This window comes from Plantibacter sp. VKM Ac-2885 (assembly GCF_015351205.1).
GTDB lineage: Bacteria > Actinomycetota > Actinomycetes > Actinomycetales > Microbacteriaceae > Plantibacter > Plantibacter auratus.
The window spans coordinates 1,106,510-1,133,072 of sequence record NZ_JADKSK010000001.1; the positions used below are offsets into that span (position 1 = coordinate 1,106,510).

Annotated in this window: 25 protein-coding genes and 1 pseudogene; 15 read left to right on the plus strand and 11 right to left on the minus strand. The window is 69.6% G+C overall.

The annotated features are described in order from the left end of the window. Positions 1 to 3: 3 nt before the first annotated feature. Positions 4 to 1,149 carry an AFG1/ZapE family ATPase gene (gene zapE, locus ITJ66_RS05385; RefSeq protein ID WP_194643860.1) on the minus strand — a complete coding sequence of 382 codons (1,146 nt, stop codon included), beginning with the start codon at positions 1,147 to 1,149 and terminating at the stop codon, positions 4 to 6. Between the two features lie 84 nt (positions 1,150 to 1,233). On the opposite strand from zapE, the gene ITJ66_RS05390 reads away from it, so the two are divergent. The 3 genes from ITJ66_RS05390 to purF all read left to right on the plus strand — a co-directional run bounded on the left by ITJ66_RS05390 (position 1,234) and on the right by purF (position 4,351). Further along, complete coding sequence (locus ITJ66_RS05390; protein ID WP_192018765.1) at positions 1,234 to 1,713, plus strand: DUF2273 domain-containing protein; 480 nt, start codon at positions 1,234 to 1,236, stop codon at positions 1,711 to 1,713. Continuing rightward, entirely contained in the window at positions 1,710 to 2,822 is a 1,113-nt protein-coding gene (gene purM / locus ITJ66_RS05395; protein ID WP_192018764.1) for a phosphoribosylformylglycinamidine cyclo-ligase, read from the plus strand. Before ITJ66_RS05390 ends, purM begins: the two co-directional genes overlap by 4 nt. 71 nt (positions 2,823 to 2,893) lie before the next feature. Continuing rightward, positions 2,894 to 4,351 carry an amidophosphoribosyltransferase gene (gene purF / locus ITJ66_RS05400; RefSeq protein ID WP_085511828.1) on the plus strand — a complete coding sequence of 486 codons (1,458 nt, stop codon included), beginning with the start codon at positions 2,894 to 2,896 and terminating at the stop codon, positions 4,349 to 4,351. A 69-nt stretch (positions 4,352 to 4,420) separates the two neighbouring features. Here purF and ITJ66_RS05405 read toward each other — a convergent pair whose 3' ends face one another. Both ITJ66_RS05405 and ITJ66_RS05410 read right to left on the minus strand, forming a co-directional pair. Next, positions 4,421 to 5,590 (minus strand): 2TM domain-containing protein, encoded by a 1,170-nt coding sequence (locus tag ITJ66_RS05405; protein ID WP_192018763.1) that lies wholly within the window; start codon positions 5,588 to 5,590, stop codon positions 4,421 to 4,423. A gap of 134 nt (positions 5,591 to 5,724) precedes the next feature. Then, on the minus strand, positions 5,725 to 5,940 hold the full coding sequence (locus ITJ66_RS05410) for a DUF3073 domain-containing protein (protein ID WP_064294210.1): 216 nt from the start codon (positions 5,938 to 5,940) through the stop codon (positions 5,725 to 5,727). Between the two features lie 207 nt (positions 5,941 to 6,147). On the opposite strand from ITJ66_RS05410, the gene ITJ66_RS05415 reads away from it, so the two are divergent. From ITJ66_RS05415 to crcB, 4 genes are read left to right on the plus strand one after another with little or no spacing between them, the layout of a single operon-like run. Further along, positions 6,148 to 6,732, plus strand: a complete 585-nt coding sequence (locus tag ITJ66_RS05415; protein ID WP_194643862.1) for an HhH-GPD-type base excision DNA repair protein — start codon at positions 6,148 to 6,150, stop codon at positions 6,730 to 6,732. Between the two features lie 4 nt (positions 6,733 to 6,736). Continuing rightward, the gene (locus ITJ66_RS05420; protein WP_194643864.1) at positions 6,737 to 7,261 is read left to right on the plus strand and encodes a universal stress protein; all 525 of its coding nucleotides are present in this window, start codon (positions 6,737 to 6,739) and stop codon (positions 7,259 to 7,261) included. After that, complete coding sequence (locus ITJ66_RS05425; RefSeq protein WP_194643866.1) at positions 7,258 to 7,692, plus strand: CrcB family protein; 435 nt, start codon at positions 7,258 to 7,260, stop codon at positions 7,690 to 7,692. Before ITJ66_RS05420 ends, ITJ66_RS05425 begins: the two co-directional genes overlap by 4 nt. Then, complete coding sequence (gene crcB, locus ITJ66_RS05430; RefSeq protein ID WP_137242314.1) at positions 7,689 to 8,069, plus strand: fluoride efflux transporter CrcB; 381 nt, start codon at positions 7,689 to 7,691, stop codon at positions 8,067 to 8,069. The genes ITJ66_RS05425 and crcB overlap by 4 nt, the downstream gene beginning before the upstream one ends. A 69-nt stretch (positions 8,070 to 8,138) precedes the next feature. Here the strand turns inward: crcB and ITJ66_RS05435 are convergent, their stop codons facing one another. Next, positions 8,139 to 8,429, minus strand: a complete 291-nt coding sequence (locus ITJ66_RS05435) for a hypothetical protein (protein WP_124768674.1) — start codon at positions 8,427 to 8,429, stop codon at positions 8,139 to 8,141. A 59-nt stretch (positions 8,430 to 8,488) separates the two neighbouring features. Next, positions 8,489 to 10,492 (minus strand): APC family permease, encoded by a 2,004-nt coding sequence (locus ITJ66_RS05440; protein WP_085511822.1) that lies wholly within the window; start codon positions 10,490 to 10,492, stop codon positions 8,489 to 8,491. A gap of 261 nt (positions 10,493 to 10,753) precedes the next feature. Between ITJ66_RS05440 and ITJ66_RS05445 the strand changes: the two genes are divergently transcribed. Together ITJ66_RS05445 and ITJ66_RS05450 are read left to right on the plus strand one after the other, a co-directional pair. Continuing rightward, the gene (locus ITJ66_RS05445; RefSeq protein WP_229940073.1) at positions 10,754 to 11,260 is read left to right on the plus strand and encodes a septum formation family protein; all 507 of its coding nucleotides are present in this window, start codon (positions 10,754 to 10,756) and stop codon (positions 11,258 to 11,260) included. A 184-nt stretch (positions 11,261 to 11,444) separates the two neighbouring features. Next, positions 11,445 to 11,954: a septum formation family protein gene (locus ITJ66_RS05450; RefSeq protein WP_191940500.1), complete on the plus strand. Its 510-nt coding sequence runs from the start codon at positions 11,445 to 11,447 to the stop codon at positions 11,952 to 11,954. Positions 11,955 to 12,013: 59 nt separating this feature from the next. Here the strand turns inward: ITJ66_RS05450 and ITJ66_RS05455 are convergent, their stop codons facing one another. From ITJ66_RS05455 to ITJ66_RS05465, 3 genes are all read right to left on the minus strand, one after another. Further along, on the minus strand, positions 12,014 to 12,646 hold the full coding sequence (locus ITJ66_RS05455) for a PadR family transcriptional regulator (RefSeq protein WP_086474617.1): 633 nt from the start codon (positions 12,644 to 12,646) through the stop codon (positions 12,014 to 12,016). Beyond that, the gene (locus tag ITJ66_RS05460; RefSeq protein WP_137242313.1) at positions 12,643 to 13,500 is read right to left on the minus strand and encodes a DUF4097 family beta strand repeat-containing protein; all 858 of its coding nucleotides are present in this window, start codon (positions 13,498 to 13,500) and stop codon (positions 12,643 to 12,645) included. Before ITJ66_RS05460 ends, ITJ66_RS05455 begins: the two co-directional genes overlap by 4 nt. Positions 13,501 to 13,670: 170 nt before the next feature. Further along, the gene (locus ITJ66_RS05465; RefSeq protein ID WP_194643868.1) at positions 13,671 to 14,285 is read right to left on the minus strand and encodes a hypothetical protein; all 615 of its coding nucleotides are present in this window, start codon (positions 14,283 to 14,285) and stop codon (positions 13,671 to 13,673) included. Positions 14,286 to 14,490: 205 nt separating this feature from the next. Here ITJ66_RS05465 and ITJ66_RS05470 point away from each other — a divergent pair, with 205 nt between their 5' ends. From ITJ66_RS05470 to ITJ66_RS05480, 3 genes are read left to right on the plus strand one after another with little or no spacing between them, the layout of a single operon-like run. Next, positions 14,491 to 14,766, plus strand: coding sequence for a hypothetical protein (locus ITJ66_RS05470; RefSeq protein ID WP_194643870.1), 276 nt, complete (start codon positions 14,491 to 14,493; stop codon positions 14,764 to 14,766). Continuing rightward, a complete protein-coding gene (locus ITJ66_RS05475) occupies positions 14,763 to 15,158 on the plus strand; it encodes a hypothetical protein (RefSeq protein WP_194643873.1) in 396 nt (131 codons plus the stop codon). Before ITJ66_RS05470 ends, ITJ66_RS05475 begins: the two co-directional genes overlap by 4 nt. Beyond that, positions 15,155 to 16,807 carry a hypothetical protein gene (locus ITJ66_RS05480; protein WP_194643875.1) on the plus strand — a complete coding sequence of 551 codons (1,653 nt, stop codon included), beginning with the start codon at positions 15,155 to 15,157 and terminating at the stop codon, positions 16,805 to 16,807. Before ITJ66_RS05475 ends, ITJ66_RS05480 begins: the two co-directional genes overlap by 4 nt. 229 nt (positions 16,808 to 17,036) lie before the next feature. Here the strand turns inward: ITJ66_RS05480 and ITJ66_RS05485 are convergent, their stop codons facing one another. Then, a complete protein-coding gene (locus tag ITJ66_RS05485; protein WP_194643877.1) occupies positions 17,037 to 17,744 on the minus strand; it encodes a response regulator in 708 nt (235 codons plus the stop codon). After that, complete coding sequence (locus ITJ66_RS05490; protein ID WP_192018755.1) at positions 17,741 to 19,399, minus strand: sensor histidine kinase; 1,659 nt, start codon at positions 19,397 to 19,399, stop codon at positions 17,741 to 17,743. The genes ITJ66_RS05485 and ITJ66_RS05490 overlap by 4 nt, the downstream gene beginning before the upstream one ends. A gap of 199 nt (positions 19,400 to 19,598) precedes the next feature. On the opposite strand from ITJ66_RS05490, the gene ITJ66_RS05495 reads away from it, so the two are divergent. Continuing rightward, positions 19,599 to 20,921: a cation:dicarboxylate symporter family transporter gene (locus ITJ66_RS05495; RefSeq protein WP_071262402.1), complete on the plus strand. Its 1,323-nt coding sequence runs from the start codon at positions 19,599 to 19,601 to the stop codon at positions 20,919 to 20,921. An 86-nt stretch (positions 20,922 to 21,007) separates the two neighbouring features. Here the strand turns inward: ITJ66_RS05495 and ITJ66_RS05500 are convergent, their stop codons facing one another. Continuing rightward, positions 21,008 to 21,673, minus strand: a complete 666-nt coding sequence (locus ITJ66_RS05500) for a YitT family protein (RefSeq protein ID WP_064294226.1) — start codon at positions 21,671 to 21,673, stop codon at positions 21,008 to 21,010. Between the two features lie 63 nt (positions 21,674 to 21,736). Between ITJ66_RS05500 and ITJ66_RS05505 the strand changes: the two genes are divergently transcribed. Next, positions 21,737 to 23,179 (plus strand): PLP-dependent aminotransferase family protein, encoded by a 1,443-nt coding sequence (locus tag ITJ66_RS05505; RefSeq protein ID WP_121291631.1) that lies wholly within the window; start codon positions 21,737 to 21,739, stop codon positions 23,177 to 23,179. A 144-nt stretch (positions 23,180 to 23,323) separates the two neighbouring features. Then, a pseudogene (locus ITJ66_RS05510) lies at positions 23,324 to 26,488 on the plus strand (efflux RND transporter permease subunit); the annotation flags it as partial. Positions 26,489 to 26,563 lie beyond the last annotated feature (75 nt).

Genomic DNA, 26,563 nt, shown 5'->3' on the forward strand with positions numbered 1-26,563 from the left:
CCGTCAGCGGATCTCGCGGAGGAGGGCGAGCCGGCTGCGCGTCCTCACCGCGTCGCGGGCGAACCCATCCGGTCCGAGGGCGGGATCGGTCATGAAGGTGTCCCGGTCGGTGGTGGCCACGACGTGGAGTTCGACGCCGAGATCGCACAGGGCGTCGACGAGGTGGACGAACCGGGCGCGCGCCTCCCGGGTGAGGGCGTGGGACTCGGGCAGGGCGTCGAGGACCCACCGGTCGTAGTCCGCCGCCCAGGCGAGGTAGTCGCCGACCGAGGTCGGACGCTCGATGAGTTCGGCGCTGGCGAACCAGAGGACGCCGTCGCGCGCGGCGGCTGCCTGGAACGTGTGGCCACTGATCGTCAGCGCCGTCGCCTCGCCTGGCCCCGGACGGTGGAGGCCGAGTGCCGCGAGGTGGGCGTCCGCGGACTCGCCGGCGATGGACCAGCTGCCACGGGCGAAGCCGTCGCGGTGCCTGACCGGGGAGCTGCGACGGTGGTCGGTCGAGCCGGCGAGTTCGAGCACCTGCATGTTCGCCTCGATCAGGGCGATTCCGGGCTCGAAGATGTGGTGGTACCCCGGGTCCGGCAGCAGATCCTGCGGCGCGGAGTTCGAGCTCGTCAACAGGGTCACCTGTCGGGCGAAGAGCGCGTCGAGCAGCCGGATCATGAGCGCGCCGTCGCCGGGATCGTGCACCTGGAACTCGTCGAACAGCACGACGTCCACCTCGTCGAGCAGTTCGTCGACGGCTTGCTCGACCGCGTTCGTCACCGCTCCGGCCGCCGCGCGGGACCCGGCGCCCGGCTCGCCCGTCGCTCGAGCGGCGTCGGCGGCCTCCGTGCGGACCCGGTGGATCGCGGCGTGCAGCCCGCGGAAGAAGGAGTGGAAGTGGACGCGACGCCTCCGATGCGTCGGGAGCGCTGCGAAGAACGCGTCGAGGAGCCAGGTCTTGCCCCGCCCGGCCGCACCCCACAGGTACAGGTGCGCGGGTCGATCCTCGGCGATCCGGAGTGATGCCAGGCGCCTCGCCACCTCCAGCTGCTCCGGCTCGAGCGTGAACCCGGCGACGGCGGCGGCGGACTCGACCGCCGAGAGCAGGGTGTCGTCGGGAGGGATCGGAACGGGATCGGTCGTCTCGGTCCCCGTCGTGTCCACCGCTCGATCGTACCTGCCGGCACGTCGACCGCGGCCGTTCACCATCGGTTCACGATGCCCAGGATCGTGGGGGAGAATGGAGGCATGACAGACGCCACCGGGCAGCCAGCGCCGGAAGCTCAGCACCCATCCGAACCGACCGGCCCCGCGACGCCGACCGAGCCCGACACCGAGGTCGCGACCGTGTACTCCTCCGGTTCGGTCTCCGTGCGGCGGTCGCCCCGCTACTGGCGGTTCCTCGTCATCGGTGCCTTCGTGGGGATCATCGCCGCGCTCATCCTCACCTTCGCGTTCCCGGGGAGCGCCGACTACTCGCTCACCCAGGTGTTCGGCTTCCTCCTGCTCGTGTGCGTCGTCGTCTTCGGCGCGATCGCCCTCGTCATCGGTCTCCTCATCGACCGCTCCATGGCGCGACGGACGCGGATCGTCGCAGCGGATAGAGTTGACGTGCATCCAGCCGGGACCCCCGCGGCCGACGCGGAACCTGCCGGTTCCGTCAGTGCCGAGCCAGGTGAGTCCGGCCCCCCGAATCCACCCATCGCAGAAGGTTCAGGACGGTCATGACCTCATCCACCAGCTACCGGGAGGCCGGTGTCGACACGGCAGCCGGTGACCGCGCCGTCGAGCTCATGAAGGCCGCCGTCGCGAAGACGCACGGCCCGGAGGTCTTCGGCGGCTTCGGCGGGTTCGCCGGCCTGTTCGACGCCTCAGCGCTCACCGCCTTCCGTCGGCCCCTGCTCGCCACGTCGACCGACGGTGTCGGCACGAAGGTCGCGATCGCCCAGGCCATCGACAAGCACGACACCATCGGCCAGGACCTCGTCGGCATGGTCGTCGACGACATCGTCGTGGTCGGGGCGAAGCCGCTCTTCATGACCGACTACATCGCCTGCGGCAAGGTCCACCCGGAGCGCATCGCTTCGATCGTCTCGGGCATCGCCCAGGCCTGCTCCGACACCGGGACGGCGCTCATCGGCGGCGAGACGGCGGAGCACCCCGGACTCCTCGGGGTCGACGACTACGACGTCGCCGGCGCCTGCACCGGTGCGGTCGAGGCGGACGCCATCCTCGGTGAGCACCGCGTCGAGGACGGCGACGTCGTCCTCGCACTCGCGTCCTCGGGCCTGCACTCGAACGGCTTCTCCCTCGTGCGGCACATCCTCGCCCAGGCGGGCGTCGGCTACGCCGACCACAGCGACGAGCTCGGCACGACCTTCGGCGAGGCCCTCCTCGAGCCGACACGGCTCTACACCCTGCCCCTCCTGCGGCTGCTCGACGACCCGGCCTTCGCGGGCGGCGTCCACTCGCTCAGCCACGTCACCGGAGGCGGGATCGCCGCCAACCTCGCGCGCGTCCTGCCCAAGGGGTCCTGGGCCGAGGTCGACCGCTCCACCTGGAGCCCGTCGCCGGTGTTCCGGACGCTGAGCGAGCTGGCCGGATCCTCGCTCGAATCGAGCGAGGGCACCTGGAACCTGGGCGTCGGATTCTTCGCCGTCGTCTCGCCGGCGGTCGCCGACGGCGTCACGGCCGCCCTCGAGGCCGACGGGATCGCGACCTGGCAGGTCGGCACCGTGCACCTCGGCGACGCCGCCGCAGACCTCAGCGCGTTCGAACAGGGTGCCAAGGGGGTCGACGGCGGTGCCGTCCGCCTCGTCGGCGCCTACCGCGACTAGTCGCACCGATCCGGCCCACTGTTCCTCCGTTCCGCCACTCGCCCAGCACGAACCCCAAGGAGTCCCCACGCATGTGCGGCATCGTCGGCATCGTCTCAACCGAGCCTGCCAACCAGCAGGTCTACGACAGCCTCCTGCTCCTCCAGCACCGCGGTCAGGACTCCACCGGCATCGCCACCGCCGACGGCAGCACCTTCCACATGGTCAAGGCCAAGGGACAGGTGCGTGAAGCCTTCCGCACCCGCGACATGCGCTCGCTCCTCGGCAACATGGGCCTCGGCCACGTGCGCTACGCGACGAAGGGCGACGCCGCCAACGAGAGCGAGGCGCAGCCGTTCTACGTGAACGCGCCCTACGGCATCACGCTCATCCACAACGGCAACCTCACGAACACCCGCGAGCTCAGCAAGGACCTGTTCCACGTCGACCGCCGCCACGTGAACTCCACGAGCGACACCGAGCTGCTGCTCAACGTCCTCGCGACGGAGCTGCAGGGACAAATCAGCGGCCTCGACCTCGATCCCGACCAGGTGTTCAACGCCGTCGAGAACGTGCACGAGCGGGTCGAGGGCTCCTACGCGACGATCGCCCTCATCGCGGGTCACGGCCTGCTCGCCTTCCGCGACCCGTTCGGCATCCGCCCGCTCATCCTCGGCAAGCGCCAGACGGGCCTGGTCGGCAACGACTGGGTGGTCGCCTCGGAGTCGCTCGTCCTCGAAGCCGGCGGCTACGAGATCGTCCGCGAGATCGCCCCGGGCGAGGCCGTCTTCATCACCGCTTCGGGTGAGCTGTACTCGCGGCAGTGCGCGAAGAACCCGCGGCTCGTGCCGTGCTCCTTCGAGTACGTCTACCTCGCTCGCCCCGACTCCGTCATGAACGGCATCTCGGTCTACGAGGCCCGACTGCGTCTCGGCAACCGGCTCGCCGACACCATCGCCGAGTACACGCCGATGGGTGACATCGACGTCGTCATGCCGATCCCGGACTCCTCCCGCCCAGCGGCCATGCAGGTCGCCCAGAAGCTCGGCATCGAGTACCGCGAGGGCTTCTACAAGAACCGGTACGTGGGGCGCACCTTCATCATGCCGGGCCAGGCGCAGCGCAAGAAGAGCGTCCGTCAGAAGCTCAACGCGATGGGCTCGGAGTTCAAGGGCAAGAACATCCTCATCGTCGACGACTCGATCGTCCGCGGGACGACGTCGAAGGAGATCGTCGACATGGCGCGTCTCGCCGGTGCCAACAAGGTGACCTTCACCTCCGCCGCACCGCCGGTCCGCTACCCCCACGTGTACGGCATCAACATGCCGTCCCGCCAGGAGCTCGTCGCACACGGCAAGAAGATCCCCGACATCGCCCGCGAGCTGGGTGCCGACAACCTCATCTATCAGGAGGTCGCCGACATGAAGGCCGCCATCCTCGAGGGCTCGGGCATCAGCGACCTCGAGATGAGCTGCTTCACCGGCGAGTACGTCACCGGTACCGTCTCCGAGGAGTACCTCGAGTGGGTGGAGCGCTCACAGCTCTCCTGAGTCCCGCCTGAACGACGAAGCGCGCGAGCCCCGAGGGGCTCGCGCGCTTCGTCGTTCAGGAACCGACTGCTACTCCGGCGTACCTGGCTGCTCGAGCGGCGCCGGCGCGGCCGCGGGGGCCGCCTTCGGCTTCGTCGTGCGCGGCTTCGCCGGTGCCTTCGCGGTGGCCGGCTTCGCTGCGGCGCCCGTCGTCTTCGTCGTCGGTGCCTTCGTGGCTGCGGCCTTCGGCGTCGTGGTCTTGGCTCCTGCGGCCTTCGGCGTCGTCGAACCGGTGGTGGCGCGCGTCGAACTCGTCTTGCGGACGGTGGTGCCCGCGGCCGTCGCCGCCGTGGTCGTCTTGGCGGCGGGCTTCCGGGCCGTCGTCGAACGCGCCGTCGTCGACCGGCTGGTCGAGGTGCGGGGCGCGCTCACGGCCGCGGCCGGTGCGGCGGCCGACACGGTCTCGTCGCGTCCGGTCTCGTCGCTCGCGAGGCGCGCCTCGGTCTCGTCGGCGGCGGCTGCGACGGTCTCGGCGTCGCCGGTGGACGTCGACTCCAGGACGATCGACTCGGCCGGTTCGGCGGACGTGTTCGGCGCGGCTGCGGCCTCGGGCGCGCGGTCGGTGCCGGAGAAGACCGCGGCGAACTGCTCGGTCGGGGTGGGCTCGGCGGCGCGCACCCAGTCCGAGGTGGGCTCCGCCGCAGGAGCCTCGGAGGCCGGAGCCTCGGCCGACGGGGCCTGGTAGGCGCCGTACTGCTGCGTGGCCTGGGCGCCCTGGGTCGGCTGCGTGCCGTAGCCGCCGGTCTGGCCACCCGCGTACTGCGAGGTGTCGTAGGCGGCCGTCTGTCCGTACTGTGCGGGGTCGTACACCGGCGCCTGGCCGGTCTGACCCGCCTGGTACGGGTGCTGCTCGTAACCGCTCTGACCGGCGTACGGTGCCTGCGCGTGGTTCGGCTGCGAGGCGGCCTCGCGAGCGGCAGCGCGCTGCTGCTGCTGGTTCACGAGGCGCGCGACTTCGGCGTCGATGGCGTCCTCGGTGATGTGCTTGGACGGACCGTAGGCGTCGAGTCCGACGAAGACCAGGGCGATGCCCATCACGAAGATCGGCCAGATCGGCCAGAAGTATCCCCAGGCACCGGTGAGGAGCCAGATGACGATCAGGAGGACGGAGACCGCACCCCAGACGGCGAGAAACTGCTTGAAATCGTGCTGCGCCTTCAGGCGCTTCTTGGCGGCAACGCGGAGTTCGTCGGTGTTCATCCGTCCAGGCTAGTCTCCGCCCAGCGAGAACTCCATTTGCCAACAGTCGTCTGAGAGATCACCCAGCCGTGAGGTGCTGAAGCGACGGCGAATCGCCGATGCGGGCGCGCGCCGGAACGGTGGGAAGGGCGCGCCTACGCGCCCTTCGCCTCACCGTCGGCGTACTTCTCGGCGTATTCAGCCCACTTGGCGATCTCGTCGTCGTAGCTCTCGTCGACGCCCGTGCCCGGGTGGTCGACGGAGTGCCCCGTGAGCTCGCGCTCGAGCGCGTTGTAGTTCACGTCCGGGCTGAACGACTTGAGCTCACGAGCGATCTTCGTGTGCTTTGCCTTTTGACGGCCACGACCCATGCGAGACCCCCTCATGATTTTCTGACCGGCCGCGCTTGCGGGGCGTCCGGGGCTTTCGCCTACCAGGGAACGATAAAGACTAGCGTTGAGCTTACCATGCCGCCCGTGGACGGGGCGCTCGTACGGAGACGGTCTGCCGGGCACCGATGCCGACACCGCGACGGAACGGGGCTGGGCCAGGACGCCGAGTGGTGGGACGATGGACCCATGACCGGAACCCTGCACATCACCGGAGATGCGGACGCCGACCGCCTGTTGTCGACCGACCCGCTCGCCTTGCTCGTCGGCATGCTGCTCGATCAGCAGGTGCCGATGGAGACCGCGTTCGCCGGCCCGCTGAAGATCAGTGACCGACTCGGTTCCTTCGACGCGGCCACCATCGCGCGGGAAGAACCCGAGGCGTTCGCCGCCCTCTTCAAGACGAGTCCGGCCGTGCACCGGTTCCCGGGTTCCATGGCCGGCCGGGTGCAGGGGCTCTGCGCCGCGATCGTCGACGACTGGGACGGCGACGCGGAGGCGATCTGGACGCGCGACGCGCCAGACGGCCCGGAGATCCTGAAGCGCCTGCTCGCCCTGCCGGGGTTCGGCGAGCAGAAGGCGAAGATCTTCCTCGCGCTCCTCGGCAAGCAGTACGGGCTCGACGCGGCCGACTGGCGGAAGGCCTCGGCGCCCTACGGCGAGGACGGCAGTCTGCGGTCCGTCGCCGACATCGTCGACCCGGAGTCGCTCGCGCAGGTGCGGGCGGCGAAGCAGGCGGCCAAGGCCGCCGCGAAGCGCGCGAAGGGGAAGTGACGACATGAGCGGAGAGCAGCGGGGTACCGCGATCGTGGTCGGTGTCACGCCGGGGCAGCCCGACACCGTGCTCGTCGAGGCGGCGTCGTTCGCGCAGGCCTTCGCCTGCCGGCTCGTCCTCGCTCACGTCGACGCGAGCCGGTTCGTCGTGGTCGAGAACGTCGACGGCACCGTCACGTCGTTGCCGTTCGACGCAGATCTGCACGACTTCGACCCGGAGCCCGCCGATCCCGGCCTGGAGGCGACGGCGCACCGTCTCCTCGACGACACCGGCGTCGTGTGGGAGCTGACCCAGCTCGCCGGTGACCCGGCTCGTGCCCTCGGTCGACTCGCCGATTCGGTGTCCGCCCGGGCGATCATCGTCGGGACCCGGGAGCGGGGCCTCCGGAAGGGCATCCTCGAGTTCTTCAACGGTTCCGTCGCCGCGACGCTGGCCCATCGGCAGGCGCGTCCGGTGATCGTGGTCCCACTCGCGCCGAGCGCCACCGACGAACCACTCTGGGACGCCTCCGCCGGCGACCTGCGGTGACGGCCGCTCCGACGGGGACACGGGCTCCGCACCTCCAACCCGCCACGATCGCGACGGTCGCGCTCGGTGGCGCGATCGGGACGGGCGCCCGCGAGGCGATCTCCCTCGCGGTCCCGCCGATCGGTGGTGTCCCGGTGGCCATCCTCGGCATCAACGTCGTCGGCGCCTTCCTGCTCGGTCTCCTCCTCGAGTCGCTGCTCCGACGCGGGCCCGACGCAGGCCGTCGACGCGATCTCCGCCTGTTCTTCGGCACCGGCGTCCTCGGCGGCTTCACGACGTACAGCGCGCTCGCGGCCGACAGCAGTGTCCTCCTCATCGAGGGGAGCGCGCTCGTGGGAGTGCTGTACGCGGTGGGGAGCGTCGTGCTGGGCGTCCTGGCGAGCTGGAGCGGCATCGTCCTCGCCCGACGGATCGGCGGTGGCCACTCGTGACGCCGTGGCTCTTCCTCGCGATCGCGGCGGCCGGCGGTGTCGGTGCCGCGGCCCGCTTCGTCGTCGACGGCCTGGTCCGCTCCCGCGTGGGTGGTGCGTACCCCTGGGGGACGACCGTCATCAACGTCAGCGGGTCGCTCCTGCTCGGCCTCGTCACGTCGCTGGCCCTCGGCGGGGTCGTCGACGAGGCGTGGCGGCTCGTCCTCGGGGGTGGCCTGCTCGGTGGGTACACGACGTTCAGCACCGCGAGCATCGAGACCGTCCGGCTGCTCCACGACGGACGTTCCCGGGCCGGATTGACGAACGCGTTGGGCATGCTCGTCGCGTCGGTCGTCGCAGCCCTGGTCGGCTACGGGCTCGGTTCGCTCCTCGCCTGACCGCCCGTTCGCCCAAATACGGGCGAATGAGCGTTCGTTCGCCCGAAGATGGGCGAACGAACACGGCGGCTATGCCTCGAAGCGGCGGTTGTGCCGGAGGTTCAGCACGATGGGGATCCCGAGGGCGACGATGAGCAGCAGGATGCTCCAGAAGCCGATCTCCGACCACAGCAGGAAGACCCCGAAGACCCCGAGTCCGCCCGACAGTCCGCGCAGGATGATCGTGAACTGCGGGAGTCGCTGCGGGCGGCCCTGCCACATCGGCAGTGGTGAGTCGGGGTTCGCGGCGATGAGGCGGGCCATCGAGAGCGTCCCGAAGACGGCCGCGAGGAACAGCAGCGAGAGACCCCAGGTGAACATGTCCCCAGTCTGTCAGTCTGCGGCAACTCCCTCACGCCGTCGCCGGAGCGGGTGGCCGATCAGGAGCGGGGCTGCCCCGTGTTGCGGTCGATGTGCGGCTTCCGCTCGATCGGCTTCTTGACGCGGACGATCTCGCCCCGTCGTTCCTGGCCGGGCAGCGGCCGTGACCGACGTCCGTAGATGAGCTCCGAGGAGTCGAGCAGCCACGGCACGAGGGCGACGGTCACGCCGTGGACGAGCATGATCTGGTTGCGGATCCGCGACGCCCGCCGGTTGTGGAGGAGGCTCTCCCACCAGTGCCCGACGATGTACTGCGGCATGTAGACCGTCACGACCTCGGCGCCATGCTCTGCACGGTGCGCCTTGATGTACTTCGCGAGCGGCATCGCGAACTCGCGGTACGGCGACTCGAGAATGACGAGCGGAACGTGGATGTTCTGTTCGATCCACTGCTGCTCGAGCAGCTTCGTGGCCTCCGGATCGATCGACATGTGGACCGCTTCGAGGCTGTCGTGCTTGGCGGCGATCGCGTAGTCCAGCGCCTTGAGGATCGGCTTCTGCATCTTGCCGACGAGGACGATCGCGTGGTCGCCGGTCGCGCCGAAGGTCGTGGTCGGGTCGACCTCGACCTCCTTCTCGACGTCGCGGTAGTAGCGGTTCACGCCGAGCATGAGGACGAAGAGGATCGGCATGAGCACGAAGACGAGCCAGGCGCCGTGGGTGAACTTCGTGATCGTCACGACGATGAGGACGCTCGCCGTGAGCAGGGCGCCGAACGCGTTGATCGCGAGGCCGCGGTAGACGGAGCCGCGGTTGTCGCAGCCCTCCCGCAGCATCCGCAGCCAGTGCTTCACCATGCCTGTCTGGCCCAGCGTGAACGACACGAACACCCCGATGATGTACAGCTGGATGAGCTGGGTGAGGTTCGCCTGGTAGACGACGAGGATCGCGCACGCGGCGAGGCCCAGGATGATCATGCCGTTCGAGAACACGAGGCGGTCGCCACGGGTGTTGAGCGACTTGGGGGCGTAGGAGTCGCGCGCAAGGACGGCGCCGAGCAGCGGGAAGCCGTTGAACGCGGTGTTGGCCGCGAGGAGCAGGACGCACGCGGTCGCCGCCTGGATGAGGAAGAACGGGATGCTGTTCGCGCCGAAGACCGCGGTCGCGACCTGGGCCATGAGGCTCGGCTGCGGCGTCGTCGCGCAGTCCGCGAACCCTTCGAGGTGACAGGCGTTCTCGGCGTAGTGCACGCGTGAGATGAGGGCGAGCGCGGTGAGGCCGACGAACAGCACGATCGCGGTGCCGCCCATGAGGACCAGCGTCTTCTGGGCGTTCTTGATCTGCGGGCGGCGGAACGCCGGGACGCCGTTCGAGACGGCTTCGACACCGGTGAGTGCTGAACAACCGGAGGAGAAGGCGCGGAGGAGGAGCAGGATGAACGCCGCCTGGGTGAGGCTCTCGCCCTGCACGGTGAACTCGGCGCTCGACGCGACCGGGGCGTCGCCCATGAACGTGCGGGCGAGTCCCGCGACGATCATGACGAGCACGCTCGCGATGAAGAAGTAGGTGGGGATCGCGAAGGCCTTGCTCGACTCCCGCACGCCACGGAGGTTCACGGCCATGAGGACGAGGACGAATCCGACGGCCAGCTCGACGCGCCACGGGTTCAGCCCGGGGATCGCGGAGATGATGTTGTCGACGCCCGAGGCCACCGACACGGCGACCGTGAGGACGTAGTCCACCAGGAGAGCGGAGGCGACCACGAGGCCGGCCTTCTCGCCGAGGTTCCGGTGGGCGACCTCGTAGTCGCCACCACCCGACGGGTACGCCTTGATGAGCTGCCGGTAGCTCGCGACGACCACGACGAGCAGGATCACGACGCACGCCGCGACCCACGGCGCGAAGCTCAGGAAGGCGAGCCCGCCGAGCGTGAGGATCATGAGGAGTTCCTGCGGCGCGTACGCCACACTCGACAGTGCGTCGCTCGCGAAGATCGGCAGCGCGAGCCGTTTGGGGAGGAGCTGGCCCTCCAGGTTCTCGGTCGGCAGCGGGTCCCCGATCAACCAGCGTTTTGCCGATCGTGGTTCTGTCCCGGGCTCTCGACCCTCAGTTGTCACGAGCGGCGATATTACTCCTTCGGGAACCGGAGTCAAGCGGGGATGAGCTGGATGGACAGGCATCGTCACCCGACCGTGACGCAGTGTTCATCGAGCGGGGGAGTGGCGGACCAGGATGGTCGACCAATATCCTGATCGACGGCTGTTGCTTGGCTGTGAGCCCGGACAGTCGCTCGTGATCGACCACCCACCTCAAGGACCCTCATCGTGACCGCTCGCCGTCGTCTCCTCCCGCTCGCCCTCGCCGCCCTCGCCGCGGCCCTGACGCTCTCCGGTTGCAGTGTCGTGGAGGGCATCCTCCCGAAGCCAGCCGAGACCCGGGACGCGCAGTCCGGTGAGATCGTCGGTGGAGGCACGACGGACGTCTTCACCCTCTCGGTCGGCGACTGCCTGAACGACGAGTCGTCGTCCGACGAGGTCACGGAGGTGCCGACCGTGCCCTGTTCCGAGCCGCACCAGTACGAGGTGTACGGCGAGGTCACGCTGACCGGCGACGAGTGGCCCGGCGAGGAAGCCGTCACGCAGCAGGCCGACGACGGTTGCTACGCGCAGTTCCAGGCGTTCGTCGGGATCGTCTACGAGGACTCCAGCCTCGAGTTCAACTACTACACGCCGACCGAGGCCAGCTGGAACGGGGTGGACGACCGGCTCGTCACCTGCGTGATCTACGACTCCGCGGCGACCACGGGCTCGCTGGCCGGCGCGGCACGGTAGGTCGACCGCGCGCGCAGCACCGACGGGACCGCCCGACTCCAGAGTGGGGTCGGGTGGTCCCGTTTCTCGGCCCTGAATCCGGGGGCTACGCACAATTCATGACAACTCATATGTCATATACTGGATTGCTTCGGCCTGAGCGCTGCCGAGCGACATTCACGTTCCCTCCGGACAAGGACCTCCCATGACCTCCCATCGCTTCCTCCCTGCCATCACCGTCTCCATGGCGGTCGCCGCAGTACTGACCCTCTCCGGCTGCAGTGCTATCGAGGGCATCCTCCCCAAGCCGGCGGAGACGCGCGACCCGCAGTCCGGAGAGATCCTCGAGGGCGGCGCGACCGACGTGTTCACCATCGCGGTCGGCGACTGCCTGGACGACTCGTCGACCGCCGACGAACTCACCGAAGTACCGACCGTGCCGTGCTCCGCGGATCACGACCTCGAGGTCTACGCCGACTTCGAGCTGGAGGGCGACGAATGGCCGGGCGACGAGGCCGTCACCTCGGAGGCGGACGCCGGGTGCCTGGCGCAGTTCGAGCGCTTCGTCGGTATCCCGTTCGAGGAGTCGGCACTCGACTACAGCTTCTACTGGCCGACCGAGGAGAGCTGGGACCAGCTGGATGATCGGCTCGTCAGCTGTCTGATCTTCGACACCGCGCCGACGGCCGGGTCGCTCTCCGGCGCCGCCCGCTGACGCGGCGACGACGACGTGCCCGCCTCCAGACGGGAAGGCGGGCACGTCGTCGTCGATCGTCAGGAGCCGCTGAGCCGCTCCCGCAGGCGGTCGCGGACGGCGACGAGGTCGGCACGCAGGGCCGACACGGTGTCGTCGTCGAGCGCGCCTCCACGGGCGACGTGCTCGCGGAGTTCGGCTCGGACCGCCTGGCGGAACTCGTTGATCGACACGTCGGTCTCGTGGAGCGCCAGGCGTCCCTGCACCTTCTGGTCGGCGCTCTCCTCGGCGGTCGACGTCCAGCTCGGACCGGGCTTCGCGGACTGCTTCGCCTCGCGCGCGGCTGAGGCGAGATCGGCCCGGAGGCTCTTCATGGCCGCCGTGACCCCGCTACGGACCTCGTCGGCGATACGGCGGACGGAATCGGTGAGCTGGTCCTCGATGCCGTCGAGCTCGCCCGCCCGTGCTGCGAGCTCCGCCCGGCCCGCCTCGGTGATCTCGTAGACGGTCTTCCGGCCGTCACTCGTCTTCGTGACGAGTCCCTCCTCTTCCAGCTTCGCGAGGCGCGGGTAGATGGTGCCGGCGCTCGGGCTGTAGGTGCCACCGCTCCGGTCGGTGAGTGCCTGGATGAGTTCGTAGCCGTGCTTCGGCGACTCGTCGAGCAGGCTCAGGAGGTACAACCGCAGGCTGCCGTGGGCGAAGACGGGGCTCATGCGCCTGCCTCGCTCCCTGCGGTGGTGGCCGCGCCCGCCGGCTCGGCAGCCGGGCGGCGGAGGACGGTCACCGCGCCGCCGACGGTGTTCATGCGCACCTCGGCGAACTGTCCGGACAGGGCGCCGGTGTGCGAGTTGTACCCGCCACCGCGCAGCCCCTTCAGGACGACGCCGTCGATCGCCAGGCGGCCGCCGACCGAGTTCGCCGTGTAGCGGGCGGCGAGTTCCTCGTCGAGACGGACCGTGATCGCGCCGCTCACGGTGTTCAGGTCGAGCTGTTCGCATGCACCGTGGATGTCGAGGAGCAGGTCGGAGGAGACGCCGTCGATCGAGGCGCGCGTGATGTCGCCGGAGACGGTGACGTCGCCCGAGACCGTGTGCGCCTGGATGCGACCCGTGTGGTTCTGGACCGTGAGCTCGCCGCTCACGGAGTTGAGGTCGAGCCGTCCGGTCATCCGGTCGGCCACGAGGTCGCCGGACACCGTGTTGAGCTTGGCGTCTGCGGTGAGGCCTGCGACCAGTCCGCTGGCGCTGACCACGCCGAACGTCAGGGCGATGTCGCGGGGGACGAGGACGCTGACCTGGGCCGTGGCGCGATTGGCGCCGAAGTTCGAGAACACTTCGAGGAAGTTGTCCCAGCGCAGCTGCGGGTGGTCGATCTCGGCGACGTCGCCGTCGATGGTGATCTTGAGGTCCTTGCCGGTGACGGCCCCCACCTCGATGCGGGCGCCGGGCTCGTCGTGTCCGATGATGTCGACCTGGCCGCCGATGAGGCCGACCTTGAGTCGTCTCACGAGTTCGAGGTCGATGATGCGGCTCTCGCCGGGAGCGATGATCCACTTCTCCTGTGCCATGGTGCGGTTCCTTCCGAGTGATCGCGATATATCGCGTTGAACTGGAATTCACGATATATCGCGTTTCGGCGCGTGGCAACCCCCGGAACCTCCGGGATCACCCTGAGTCGACCCTGGGATCGGCGTACGGACGGTCGTCGCGGCGCACGTCGGTCTGCAGCGGCGGAGGCTCAGTACCAGGGAGCGATGGCCAGGTCGTCGGGGACGGACCCCTCGCCGCTCGGTGGCCCACTGCCGTCGAGGCAACTGGATCCCGCCGGGACCTCCGAGTGCGCCGACCACGGGTCGTCGGCCTCCAAATGGAAGGGCACGTACCCGACGAGCTTCGAGGATGGAGGCCTCACCTCGGCCTCGAGCGCAGCGGTGAAGTCGTCGAACTCCTTCGTGGCGTACACCGTCGCGCCCTCCAACCCCGACGACGGATCCAGCTCGCAGGAGACGGCCACCGGTCGCCACCCTGCGTCGCGCAGCTGGGCCAACATGGCGGTGGCGGCAGGCCAGGCGGGTCCGCTCGCTCCTGGTTCCGCGGTCACGTCCGACGGCCAGAGGTCCTCGACCGTGATCGCCCCGCGTTGCACGCTGACGTTGGCAGAGGTGTCCGGAACCCGTGGCCCGGTCACGCTGCCGTCCGTGAAGAGCGGATCATCGGCCAACGCGGTGAGCCGGGCGTGGTCGGTCTCGTCGGCCACGACGGGTGTCGCCGACAGGCCGCATCCCGTACAAGCGAGCGCGGCGACGAGGATCGTCAGCGACACGGTCGCGAGGCGACGATGGATCTGCTGCATGACGGTTCCCTCCGCGGCGCCCGAGCGGACGCGTCACCCTCACCGTAACCGACACCCCGGCGTGCGCCACGTCCGACGCCCGACGGGTGATGGGGAGTGCTGCCCATCGTCTTCCGGAGCCGGCGGGGACAAGGTGGAACCATCGGATCAGGCGCCTCACCGGGATCGACCGGGCAGCGCGAACAGCACCGGAGAGCGGGGATCCATGAGTGGCACGATGCAGGTGGACGACGCGGGCCTGGCGGCGGTCGTCCAAGCGGTGGGTGGGGCGGCCACGAGCGCGACGGGGGTCTTCTCGACCTGCCTCGACACGTCGTTCCTTGACGAGCAGGTGGCTGCGAACGCCGCCGCCTTCGAACTGACGTGGCGGACCGAGATGACGGAGGCGGGCAAGACGCTCGACGACTTCGCACGGTGGATGCAGAACGTCGCGGACACGATGGCCGGCACGGACGCGGCGCTCGCCAAGGACGCCTCATGACCGCGCCGCCGCCGCAGGCTCCGCCACCCACGGCGGTCCCGTCCGATCGTCGTGACGCGGCCGAGCGGGCCGCGACCGGCGCGCGGGTCGCGTCGCTGGCCGCGGAACTCCGAGGAGCCGGCGTCCCCGCCGGCGTCACCGAGCAGGTCGCGAGTGTGGTCCGCACGGCCGGTCTCGACGCCGTCATCGGCCTCGGCGCCGGCATGCTGACGGACGAGCAGGCGGGGGCTGTGCTGCTCGACGCCCTCATCGACGCGCGTCGCCGAGGAGCCGACAGCGCAGAGACGTCCGCCGAACTGCGCGCGGTCGCCAGGCTGCAGACCGTCGTCCGGCAGCTCCTCTCCGGACTCGCCACGACCACGCGCACCGCCGGGACCGGGGACCGACCATGAACCTCTCCGACCTCCGCACCAAGAGCTCAGCCGAGATCGACGTGCTCGCCACCTTCATCGGCTCGCTGAGCGGCGACCCGTTGAGCTTCATCACCTCGATCGGTTCGTTCGTTGATCGCGCAGTCGGGCTCATCCCCAGATCCTCCACGTTCGCGGACACCCCACCGCCGGGTGACCCGGCCACCATCGACGGGCTCGCGGAGCAGTACGAGAACGCGGTGCTCGCCGCGGAGGCGATCCAGACCACGCTCTCCACCGTCACCGCGTCGAGCCTGCCCGACGCACTCGTCGGGGTGACCGGCGCGAGCGCGACGCAGGTCCTGGCGTCCGTCAACACCCTCGTCGGCAGCGAGATCGAGGGTCTCCGGACCGGTGCCAGCGGTCTCCGCGACTACGCGGACGCCATCACCGCGGCCCGCGCCGCCCACCATCCGGGTGCGGACACCATCCGCGACGGTCAGCGGACCATCGGGAACATCTCCGTGAACCCATGGGCGATGACCAACCCGATCACCGGAGCCGGAGAGGTCGCCGGTGTGCTCTCGGACCTCATCCGCGGGGCCGGCCAGATCCTCGACGGCGTGTCCGTCTGCCACGACGCCTACGACGACGCATGGGCGGCCGGTGAGGCGCTGCAGCGGGCACTGTCGGACGCCGAAGGCTACGCCGTGCTCGCCGGCGTCGAGGTGCCCGTGGGCCAGACGCGGCTGGACGTCCTCGTCTCGCGGACGCAGTTCCCGAACGGTGACCCCGACAGTTCGGTCCTCTCCGAGACGGAATGGGCGAACTACGTCCAGAACTGGAACGCGATGAGCGACGACGAACGCGAACGCATCCTCGCGGCGATGGAAGAGTCCGGCGACCCTGCCGTCAGCGCCCTCCTCATGAGTGCGATCGCCACCGGCGCCGGCAGTTCCTCCGTGCTCGCCCTCGCCGACGCGATCAAGAACGCTCCGCCCGGCGAACGCCAGCGCATGATCGACGAGCTCACGAACCTCGGCGTCGGCGACAACGGGGACGCCACGGTGAACGGCGAGACCTTCGACCAGTACAACAACAAGACCTGCGGATCGACGACGCTCATCACCCTCGCCGCCCAGTCGGACCCGTTCCTCGCCTACTGGCTGCAGACCGGCGAGTTCCTCGACGGCCACGTGCCCGACTACCTCCGGGGACTCGACCTCGCCGACGCGGCCGGTCTGGACACCGAGGATCGGATGACGTTCCTGCAGCAGGCCGTCCAGGACCGTGCGAACGACCTGTTCCCCGGCCCGATCGACTACCCGAACGTCGCGGGCACCGCACCCGGCGGCGCGGTCACCGAATCCGACCGCACCGGTACCGACTACCACATCGACTGGACCAACGCCCTGGGTGGTGACTCGGGCCGAGGCGCGGCACTCACCGAGGCCGCGGCGGCGGCGAACGACGGGACGCCCGTCCCGCTTCTCGTCGGCCCGAGCGACAACACCATCCCGCAGCACTACGTGCTCATCATCGGCTTCCACGACGGCGACTACGAGATCTACGATCCGTCGACCGGCGAGACGAACTCCGTGGACGAGGACATCATGCTGAACGGCTCGGACGACCCGGTCACCGGCTTCGCGAACTGGAACCAGATCTACGCCGTCGTGAACCCGAGCTGACCCTTCGACAAGCTCAGGGACCGCGTGGGGTTGCTCGGGGATCGGAAGCAGGGGGTGGCTCGGGGACCACGGGCTTCGGGGTGGCTCGGGGACCGGGTGGGGTGGCTCAGGGATCGGAGGCCCGGGGCGGCTCGGGGACCGGAGGGGTGGCTCGGGGACCGCGTGGGGTTGCTCGGGGACTGGAGGCAGGGGCGGCTCAGGGGCCGGGGCGGTGGAGAGCGACGTCCGCTCAGCGCCAGCGGTACTCGAGCTCCGGGCGCCCCGGGGTGCCGTAGCGCGGCGACCGCTCGACGGCGCCCGTCTCGGCGAGGTACTCGAGGTAGCGCCTGGCCGTCACCCGCGACAGGGACCCGGCGGCTGCCGCCTCGCTCGCGGAGAGCGGTCCGGCCGCCTGCCGGAGGAGGTCCGAGACCAGGCGGAGGGTGTCCTCCGAGAGGCCCTTCGCCAACTGCGGACGGGAGGACGGCGCTCGCAGCGTGGCGAGGGTGAGGTCCACCTCGTGCTGGCTCGCCACCGAGCCCTCCGCCGACATCGTGCGCCGGAAGGAGCGGTACGCCTCCAGCTTGTCGGCGAACGCGGGGAACGCGAACGGCTTGATGAGGTACTGGACAATGCCCGCCGAGACCGCCGCTCGGACGATCCGGAGATCACGGGCCGCGGTGATGGCGATGACGTCGACGTCGATACCCGCCGTCCGGATGCGTCGGCAGAGCTCGAGACCGTGCGCGTCCGGCAGGTTGAGGTCGAGCAGGACGAGGTCGATCCGGTCGTCGGGGGAGCGGTGGGCCGCAGCTGCCCGCAGCGCCTGCATCGCGGTGGCCGCATCGCCCGCCACGGCGGCGAGTTCGAAGCCCTCGACGCGGCGCAGGTAGGACGCATGGGCCTGCTGGGTGATCGGTTCGTCCTCGACGACCAGGACCCGGATGCGCTCGCTCATGTGCCTGCCTCGTCCCGGACCCCGACCGCGGCCGGCAGCGTCACGACGAACGCCGAGGACGGCTCGCGGACGACCTCGATCGTGCCGCCGAGCCGTGTCACGGCCTGCTGGACCAACGCGAGACCGAACCCCCGGCCGTAGCGGCCGGGCTCCTTCGTCGACCAGCCGCGCACGAATGCGAGGTCGAGCGCCTCCGGGGGCAGGCCCGGTCCGCTGTCGGTCACCTGGATCACGAGCTCCGTCGTCTCGGCGTCGGCGGACCGCCCGGCGCCGAGTTCGTCCGGCAGCCCCTGCCCGAGGTAGACCTCCACCCAGGGGCGATCACCGGACGCCGCGTCGATCGCGTTGTCGATGAGGTTGCCGAGGATGGTGACGATCACGGCCGGGTCGACGCGCACGCGTCCGAGCGCCGGGTCGCTCTCGAGGTGCAGCTCGACCCCCTGCTCGGCCGCCTGCGCCGTCTTACCGAGCAGCAGCGCCGAGATCACCGGCTCCTGCTCCGCCGCAAGTACGCGGTCGGTCAACCGCTGACTCGCTCCGAGTCCCTGCGCCGCGAGGTCGAGCGCTTCCTCCCGCCGGTCGAGCTCGATGAGCGAGACGATCGTGTGCAGCCGGTTCGCGAACTCGTGGGTCTGCGAGCGCAGGGCGTCACTCATCGTCCGCATCGAGGCCAGCTCGCCGCTCAGGTGTTCGATCTCGGTGTGGTCGCGCAGCGTCATCACCCACCCACGCGGGTGCGGTCCCGCCGTCTCGCCCGGACCGACCGCCGACTCCTGGTTCACGACGAGCACGTGGTCGCGCGTGAGGTGGATCTCGTCGACGGCCTGGCGTCCGCTCGCGAGGAGCTCCCGTAGCCCCGCGTCGATCGGCAGCTCGTCGACCGGTACCGCTCCCGGGGAACGCTCGCCGAAGGGCAGCCCCAGCAGTTCGGCCGCCTGGTCGTTGACGAGCACGAGACGGCGGTGTCGGTCCACGAGGACGAGCCCCTCGCGTACGGAGTGGAGCACCGATTCGTAGTAGTCGAACATCCTGGCGAGGTCCTCCGGTCCGCGCGAACCGGTGACCCGAGCGAGGTAGCGGCGGAGCGTCCAGGAGCCGATCGCGCCGATGACGAGCACCAGCAGGGCCGTCCCGAGCAACCACGGCACCCGGGTCTCGAAGGTCTCGGACACGTTGCTGACCGTGACCCCCGCGGCGACGAGGGCGACGACCTCGCCGGCGTCGTCACGGATGGGTGCGACGGCGCGGACCGATGGGCCGAGCGTGCCCGTGTACGTCTCGGTGAAGGTCCGTCCCTCGAGCGCCGGTCCGATCGTGCCGATGAACGGCTTGCCGATCTGGTCGCGCTCGCGGTGCGTGTACCGCGTGCGATCCGGAGCCATGATCGTCACGAAGTCGACGCCGGTGTCGCGCATGAGCGCCTCGGCGTAGGGCTGGAGCGCGTCCGACGGGCGATCCGAGCCGAGCTGCGCGACGACGTAGGGGTTGTCCGCGACCCCGTTCGCGACGTCGAGGCATTTCGCGACCGCGCGGTCCTCGGTCTCGGTGCGGGCCTGGAACCAGAGCAGGACGCCGGCGACGAGCGTCATCGCGACGACCGCGACGAGCTGCACGAGGAAGAGCCTCGAGGCGATGCTCCTGGACCGACCGGCCATCGCGTCACCTCCGTCTGCTCCGTCGCGTCGACCCCTCAAGTATCGGTGGTGACGAGGGCGTCAGGTGTCGCCGACCGCGACCAGTACGACCACAAGCGGCCACTACGACCACAACCCGCTCGATCCGGCGGGGCGGTCGCAGCATGGGTCGATCGACCACCCGCTGCCGCACTGACGCGGCCGACGAAACGGATCCGGAATGGCAATGACGCTCTCCTCCCTGAAACGGCTGGACAAGACCCACTACCTCTACCTCGCGGTGATCGTCGCGGTGCTCGCCGGCATCGTCGTCGGTCTCGCCGCCCCGGAGTTCGCGAAGGGACTCAAACCCATCGGCGACGCCTTCGTGGCGCTGATCAAGATGATGATCGCCCCGGTCATCTTCTGCACCATCGTGATCGGCGTCGGGTCGATCGCGAAGGCCGCGACCGTCGGCAAGGTCGGCGGGCTCGCGCTGCTGTACTTCATCGTGATGTCGACCTTCGCCCTCGCGATCGGCCTCGTCGTCGGCAACCTCATCCAGCCGGGCGCCGGCTTGAACCTCGCCGAGACGAGCTACCAGGTGGAGGGGGAGGCCAAGAGCACGACCGAGTTCATCCTCGGCATCATCCCCACGACGCTCGTGTCCTCGCTGACCGGCGGCAACATCCTGCAGGTCCTCTTCGTCGCCCTGCTCGTCGGCTTCGGGCTGCAGAAGATGGGGACGACGGGTGAACCGATCCTGCGCGGCATCAAGCTCATCCAGGCGCTCGTGTTCCGGGTGCTCGCGATGATCATGTGGATCGCACCCATCGGCGCCTTCGGCGCGATCGCCGCCGTGACCGGGTCCGCCGGAGCGAGCGCGCTCGTCGGGCTGGCCACCCTCATGATCGCGTTCTACATCACCTGCGCGTTGTTCATCGTCGTCGTGCTCGGCGGGGTCTTGCGCCTCGCCACGGGCTTCAACATCTTCAAGCTCATGAAGTACCTCGGCCGTGAGTACCTCCTCATCGTCGGCACCTCCTCCTCCGAGGCGGCGCTCCCGCGACTCATCGCGAAGATGGAGCACCTCGGTGTCTCCAAGCCGGTCGTCGGCATCACCGTCCCGACGGGCTACTCCTTCAACCTCGACGGCACCGCGATCTACCTCACCATGGCGTCGATCTTCATCGCCGACGTCATGGGCGTCCCGATGAACCTCGGGGAGCAGATCTCGCTCCTCGTGTTCATGATCATCGCGTCGAAGGGCGCCGCGGGCGTCACCGGCGCTGGTCTCGCGACCCTCGCCGGCGGCCTGCAGGCCAACCGACCCGACCTCGTCGACGGGGTCGGCCTCATCGTCGGCATCGACCGCTTCATGTCGGAGGCGCGTGCGCTCACGAACTTCACCGGCAACGCGGTCGCCACGATCATCATCGGCACGTGGGTGAAGGAGGTCGACCGGGTGCAGGTCGGCGAGGTCCTCTCCGGTCGCTCGCGGTTCGACGAGGCGACGATGAGCGTCGACGACCACACGGGCGCAGTCGCGGTGGCGAAGCGCTGAGCAGCAGGCCCTTCGACAGGCTCAGGGACCGGAGAACCCGGTCCCTCAGCCTGTCGCTCCCGGACCCTGAGCCTGTCGAAGGGTGCTCAGTTGGCCGGTGAGTCGACGATCGGCTTCGACGGCGGGGTGTCGCCCTCCAGCACCGCCTCGTCCACGGCGGTGGTCGAGTGTTCCGTACGCGGAGCGATCCGGAACAACGGGATCGTGTAGCCGCAGATCGGGCCGATGAGCACGGCGAAGACCACTGTTCCGATGCCGACGTTCCCGCCGAGCAGCCACCCGATGCCGAGGACGACGAGCTCCACGCCCGTGCGCCCGACCCAGATCGGCCACCCGGTGACACGGTGGATGCCGGTCATGAGGCCGTCCCGCGGGCCGGGGCCGAAGTTGCCGCCGATGTAGAGGCCGGAGGCGACGCCGAGGAGGAGCAGTCCGCCGGCGAACAGCAGGATGCGCGCCCAGAGGTCGAGGTCCGCGGGGATGAACGCCAGCCCGATGTCGGCCGATGGCCCCACGAGGAGGACGTTCAGGACGGTGCCGACACCCGGCCGCTGCTTGAGCGGGATCCAGGCGAGGAGCACGAGCCCGCCGACGATGATCGTGATGAGTCCGAAGCTCAGGCCGGTCCGCAGGTTGAGTCCCTGTGTGAGGACGTCCCAGGGGGCGACCCCGACGGCACCGCGCACGATCATCGCGATGGCGATGCCGTACAGGAAGAGGCCGATGAGGAGTTGGAGCACACGACGGGTCATGGTGGACAATCCAATTGCACGATTGGCTTTGGCGCTAGAGGCCAATCTGGGTATCGTGGTTCAATGGCTTCCATCACCCTGAGTGCCCGATCGCTCGCCGCCCTGCTCGGGCAGTGGAAGACCGCTGCGCCCGCATACCGCGGTCTCGCCGACCGAATCCGACTCCTCGTCCTCGACGGACGCATCCCGGTCGGTACCCGTCTGCCGGCCGAGCGGGAACTGGCCGATCGGCTCGCGCTGAGCCGCACTACGGTCACCGCGGCGTACCGCGAACTGCGCGAGGCGGGCTACCTCCGCAGCATCCGCGGTTCTGGCAGTGTCACCCTCCTGCCGTCGGCGCCCACTGCGCTGGCTCCCGTGCCACAGGGCGGGTTCCTCGACTTCAGCAAGGCCGCCGTCCCGCCGTGCCCCGAGATCATCGACGCCGTCGCCACCGCCGCCGCAGAACTGCCGCGGTACATGCACGACTTCGACTACGATCTCGTCGGCATGCCCGAGCTGCGGCAGGCCATCGCCGACCGCTACACCGCGCGCGGGCTGCCCACCGACCCCGACGAGATCATGGTGACCGTGGGGGCTCAGCACGCGATCGCCCTCATCGCGCGCACCCTCCTCAGCCGAGGCGACCGCGTCCTCGTCGAGATGCCGAGCTATCCCCACGCCTACGAGGCACTCCGGGCGGCCGGGGCCAGGCTCGGCGCGGCGACCGTCTCCTCGGAGACCGGCTGGGACGTCCGCGAACTCGAGCAGTGGTTCGAGCGCACGAGCCCCGCGATGGCGTACCTCATGCCGGACTTCCACAACCCGACCGGGGCGTCGATGCCGCTCGAGACCCGCCGACGGGTCGCCGCAGCCGCCGAGCGGCACGGGACGGTGCTCGTGATCGACGAGACCACGGCGGAACTCGACATCGACCGGCCGACGGACCAGGGGCTCGACGGCACGCCGTTCGCTGCTCTCGAGGGTGCGCCGGCGTCGATCATCACGATCGGTTCGGTGGGCAAGACGATCTGGGGCGGGCTCCGCATCGGGTGGATCCGGGCCGAGCGCGGCACGATCAGGAAGCTCGTCTCTGCACGCTCGCTGGGCGACCTCGGCACCCCGATCCTCGACCAGCTGACCGTCCAGCAGTTGATGCCGGCGATGGACGGCATCGTCGCCCGGCGCGGTGTCGCGCTCGGCGAGACCCGCGACCGGCTCGTCGACCTCCTGGCCGACCGCCTCCCCGAGTGGACCGTGCCGCGGGTCGATGGCGGGATCGCCACCTGGGTGAACCTCGGCGAGGCCGCGTCATCGCAGCTCTCGCTCGCGGCGCGGAGCCACGGGCTCGTGATCGTCGCCGGGCCGCGGTTCGGGATCGACGGTGCGTTCGAGCGTTACCTGCGCATCCCGATCAGCTATCCGTGGGCCCAGACGGAGCAGGCGGTCGAGCTGCTGACGCAGACGTGGCACTCCGCGATGTTCGGGCACGTGCCGGCCCTGGACTACCTCGAAGACGTCGTCTGAGGTCGCCGCCGACGAGCGTGACACCGCTCCACACGCAGTGCTTGTGCGTGCCGTGTCCAGCCTCCGCGCGAGACCGCCGTCGGACGGGTGTGCGGTGACATAATTACAGCGTCCGCACCTCTCGCAACAACCGAAAGCGGCTCCGTGCACCTGCTCTCCGTCCTCAGCATGAAGAACCGCGCGTTGATCGCGCTCGTCACCATCGTGGCAGCCGTGTTCGGCGTCCTGGCGGTGGGCGGCCTCAAGCAGGAGCTCATCCCGTCGGTCCAGTTCCCGCAGCTCGCGATCATCACGAGCTACCCGGGGGCGGCACCCGAGGTCGTCAACGACGACGTCTCGACCCCGATCGAGACCGCGATCCAGGGCGTGCCCGGTATCGAGTCCACCTCGGCGACGTCGAGCACGAACACGAGCCTCATCAGCGCGACCTTCACCTACGGCACGGACCTCGCGACCGCCGAGCAGAAGATCACCCAGGCGATCAACCGCATCAAATCGACCCTGCCCGACACCGTCGACCCGCAGGTGGTCAGCGGCAGCATCGACGACCTCCCGGTCATCCAGATCGCCGTGTCCGGTGCGGCCGACCAGGACTCCCTGGCCGAGGTGCTCTCCAGCTCCGTGGTCCCCGACATCAAGGACGTCGACGGCGTCCGCGACGCGGCGATCGTCGGCGAGGTGGGCAAGCGGGTCACGATCACCCCCGACGACGCCAAACTGGCCCTCGCGGGGCAGACCAGCCGGGTCATCGGGACGACGCTGCAGCAGAACGGCTCCCTGCAGCCCGCGGGCGACATCACCGAAGGCGACAAGACGTTCTCCGTGCAGACAGGCACGAAGCTCACCTCGGTCGACGACATCGCCGCCCTGCCGATCACGGGGGCCTTCGCCGCCGACGGCTCCGTCCTGACCATCGGCGACGTCGCGACGGTCGCGTTGAGCGACGACCCGATCACCTCGATCTCGCGCGTCGACGGCGAGCCGGCGCTCACCATCGCCGTCACGAAACTGCCCGCGGCGAACACCGTCGAGGTCTCGCAGGGTGTGCGCGACATCCTCCCCGAGCTCGAGCGCACCATCGGGTCCGACGCCAAACTCACCGTCGTCTTCGATCAGGCGCCCTACATCGAGCAGTCCATCGAGGCCCTGACGACGGAGGGGCTGCTCGGCCTCGTCTTCGCGGTGCTGATCATCCTCGTGTTCCTCCTCGACGTCCGGGCCACGCTGGTCACGGCGATCTCCATCCCGACCTCGGTGCTCATCACCTTCATCGGCCTCCAGGTCGCCGAGTACTCACTCAACATCCTCACGCTGGGCGCGCTGACGATCGCCATCGGGCGCGTGGTCGACGACTCGATCGTCGTCATCGAGAACATCAAGCGGCATCTCTCGTTCGGCGACAACCGCACCGGTGCGCAGCGTGCCGGGTCGATCCTGAGCGCCGTCCAGGAGGTCGCGGGCGCGATCACCGCCTCGACCATCACCACGGTGGCCGTGTTCCTGCCCATCGCGTTCGTCGGCGACGTCACCGGAGAACTCTTCCGACCCTTCGCCCTCACCGTCACGATCGCGCTGCTCGCGTCGCTCCTCGTCGCGCTCACCATCGTCCCCGTGCTCGCCTACTGGTTCCTCCGCGCCCCGAAGGCCCAGCGGCTCGCAGCTGCAGCCGCAGCGGAGGAAGCGCCGTCCGACGCGACGACCGGACCGGTCCGGAGCCGCCGCGAGCGCCGGGTCAGCGTGCAGGACGAAGACGACCTCGAGAAGCCGTCACGGCTCCAGAAGGCGTACCTCCCGATCATCCACTGGACTCTCAAGCATTCGGTCACCACGCTGCTGCTGTCGGTGCTCGTGCTCGTCGGCACCTTTGCGCTCACGCCGTTCATGAAGACCAACTTCCTCGGTGACTCCGGCCAGAACACCCTCACGGTCACGCAGACCCTGCCGGTCGGCACGAGCCTCGACGCTCAGGACGCGGCGGCGAAGCAGGTCGAGACGAAGCTGCGCGACATCGACGGCATCGACACCGTCCAGCTCTCGATCGGGTCGAGCGGAAGCTCCTTGCGCGACGCGTTCTCGGGCGGCGGTGGCGGAGCCATCACCTACTCGATCACGACGAGCGAAGACGCCGACCAGACGGCACTCCAGAAGACGGTCCGCAAGGACCTGTCCGGGCTCGACGACGTCGGCGAGATCGAGGTCGCCGCGTCCGCGGGCTTCGGCGGGTCGAGCGACATCGAGATCGACATCACCTCCGCGCGGCAGAGTGATCTCGCGACGGCCGCCGACGCCATCCAGCAGGCCGTCACCGGCCTCGACGGCATCGACCAGGTCACGAGCAACCTCAGCGAATCGCGACCCTACGTCCAGGTGGCCGTCGACCGCGACGCCGCTGCCGCTGCAGGGTTCAGCGAGGTCGCGCTCGGGGCGTACGTCTCGCAGCTCATGCAGCCGACGACGGTGGGCTCCATCGTCATCGACGACACCACGCTCACCATCTACGTCGACGCCCAGGACCCGCCGACCACCGTCGACGCCCTCGCTGCGACGGAGGTCCCGACCGCCACCGGCCCGAGACGCCTCGACGCCCTCGCGACGGTCTCGCAGGTCGACGGACCCGCGACGATCTCGACCGTCAAGGGGCTGCGCTCAGCCACGATCAGCGCGACGCCGGGCAGCGACAACCTCGGTACCGCCAGCGCCGAGGTGCAGACGGCGATCGACGACGTCAAGCTGCCCGCCGGCACCACGGCGACCCTCGGAGGTGTCACGGCATCGCAGAGCGACGCGTTCGGACAGCTGGGCCTCGCGCTCCTCGCGGCGATTCTCATCGTGTACGTCATCATGGTCGCGACGTTCCGGTCGCTGCGGCAGCCGCTCCTGCTGCTCGTGTCGGTGCCGTTCGCCGCGACCGGCGCGATCGGGCTCCAGATCATCACCGGTGTGCCGCTCGGCGTCCCGTCGCTCATCGGCGTGCTGATGCTCATCGGTATCGTCGTGACGAACGCGATCGTGCTGGTCGACCTCGTGAACCAGTACCGGCGACGCGGCATGACGGTCATCGAGGCCGTCGAGCACGGCGCCGCGCGCAGGCTCCGCCCGATCCTCATGACGGCGCTCGCGACGATCTTCGCGCTCACCCCCATGGCACTCGGTGTCACCGGGCACGGCGGCTTCATCTCGCAGCCGCTCGCGATCGTCGTCATCGGCGGGCTCGTCTCCTCGACCATCCTGACGCTCGTCGTGCTCCCCACCCTCTACAACCTCGTCGAGGGGTTCCGGGAACGTCGCGAGCAGCGGCGGGCTGCAGCCGAGCCGAAGCCGACGCCGCGCACGGTCGCCGCGATCGAGGGGCCGCGGGCCGCGACGGTCCCCGCTGAGGAGCCG

What these genes read in the sequence shown, in the direction of transcription:
- purM (WP_192018764.1), top strand. Translation starts at nt 1,710, where the DNA reads ATGACCTCATCCACCAGCTACCGGGAGGCCGGTGTCGACACGGCAGCC.
- ITJ66_RS05490 (WP_192018755.1), bottom strand. Translation starts at nt 19,399, where the DNA reads ATGGCCGGTCGGTCCAGGAGCATCGCCTCGAGGCTCTTCCTCGTGCAG.
- ITJ66_RS05460 (WP_137242313.1), bottom strand. Translation starts at nt 13,500, where the DNA reads ATGGCACAGGAGAAGTGGATCATCGCTCCCGGCGAGAGCCGCATCATC.
- ITJ66_RS05480 (WP_194643875.1), top strand. Translation starts at nt 15,155, where the DNA reads ATGAACCTCTCCGACCTCCGCACCAAGAGCTCAGCCGAGATCGACGTG.
- ITJ66_RS05465 (WP_194643868.1), bottom strand. Translation starts at nt 14,285, where the DNA reads ATGCAGCAGATCCATCGTCGCCTCGCGACCGTGTCGCTGACGATCCTC.
- ITJ66_RS05475 (WP_194643873.1), top strand. Translation starts at nt 14,763, where the DNA reads ATGACCGCGCCGCCGCCGCAGGCTCCGCCACCCACGGCGGTCCCGTCC.
- ITJ66_RS05505 (WP_121291631.1), top strand. Translation starts at nt 21,737, where the DNA reads ATGGCTTCCATCACCCTGAGTGCCCGATCGCTCGCCGCCCTGCTCGGG.
- ITJ66_RS05410 (WP_064294210.1), bottom strand. Translation starts at nt 5,940, where the DNA reads ATGGGTCGTGGCCGTCAAAAGGCAAAGCACACGAAGATCGCTCGTGAG.
- ITJ66_RS05495 (WP_071262402.1), top strand. Translation starts at nt 19,599, where the DNA reads ATGGCAATGACGCTCTCCTCCCTGAAACGGCTGGACAAGACCCACTAC.
- ITJ66_RS05455 (WP_086474617.1), bottom strand. Translation starts at nt 12,646, where the DNA reads ATGAGCCCCGTCTTCGCCCACGGCAGCCTGCGGTTGTACCTCCTGAGC.
- ITJ66_RS05415 (WP_194643862.1), top strand. Translation starts at nt 6,148, where the DNA reads ATGACCGGAACCCTGCACATCACCGGAGATGCGGACGCCGACCGCCTG.
- ITJ66_RS05405 (WP_192018763.1), bottom strand. Translation starts at nt 5,590, where the DNA reads ATGAACACCGACGAACTCCGCGTTGCCGCCAAGAAGCGCCTGAAGGCG.
- purF (WP_085511828.1), top strand. Translation starts at nt 2,894, where the DNA reads ATGTGCGGCATCGTCGGCATCGTCTCAACCGAGCCTGCCAACCAGCAG.
- ITJ66_RS05435 (WP_124768674.1), bottom strand. Translation starts at nt 8,429, where the DNA reads ATGTTCACCTGGGGTCTCTCGCTGCTGTTCCTCGCGGCCGTCTTCGGG.
- ITJ66_RS05390 (WP_192018765.1), top strand. Translation starts at nt 1,234, where the DNA reads ATGACAGACGCCACCGGGCAGCCAGCGCCGGAAGCTCAGCACCCATCC.
- ITJ66_RS05485 (WP_194643877.1), bottom strand. Translation starts at nt 17,744, where the DNA reads ATGAGCGAGCGCATCCGGGTCCTGGTCGTCGAGGACGAACCGATCACC.
- ITJ66_RS05470 (WP_194643870.1), top strand. Translation starts at nt 14,491, where the DNA reads ATGAGTGGCACGATGCAGGTGGACGACGCGGGCCTGGCGGCGGTCGTC.
- ITJ66_RS05450 (WP_191940500.1), top strand. Translation starts at nt 11,445, where the DNA reads ATGACCTCCCATCGCTTCCTCCCTGCCATCACCGTCTCCATGGCGGTC.
- ITJ66_RS05420 (WP_194643864.1), top strand. Translation starts at nt 6,737, where the DNA reads ATGAGCGGAGAGCAGCGGGGTACCGCGATCGTGGTCGGTGTCACGCCG.
- ITJ66_RS05500 (WP_064294226.1), bottom strand. Translation starts at nt 21,673, where the DNA reads ATGACCCGTCGTGTGCTCCAACTCCTCATCGGCCTCTTCCTGTACGGC.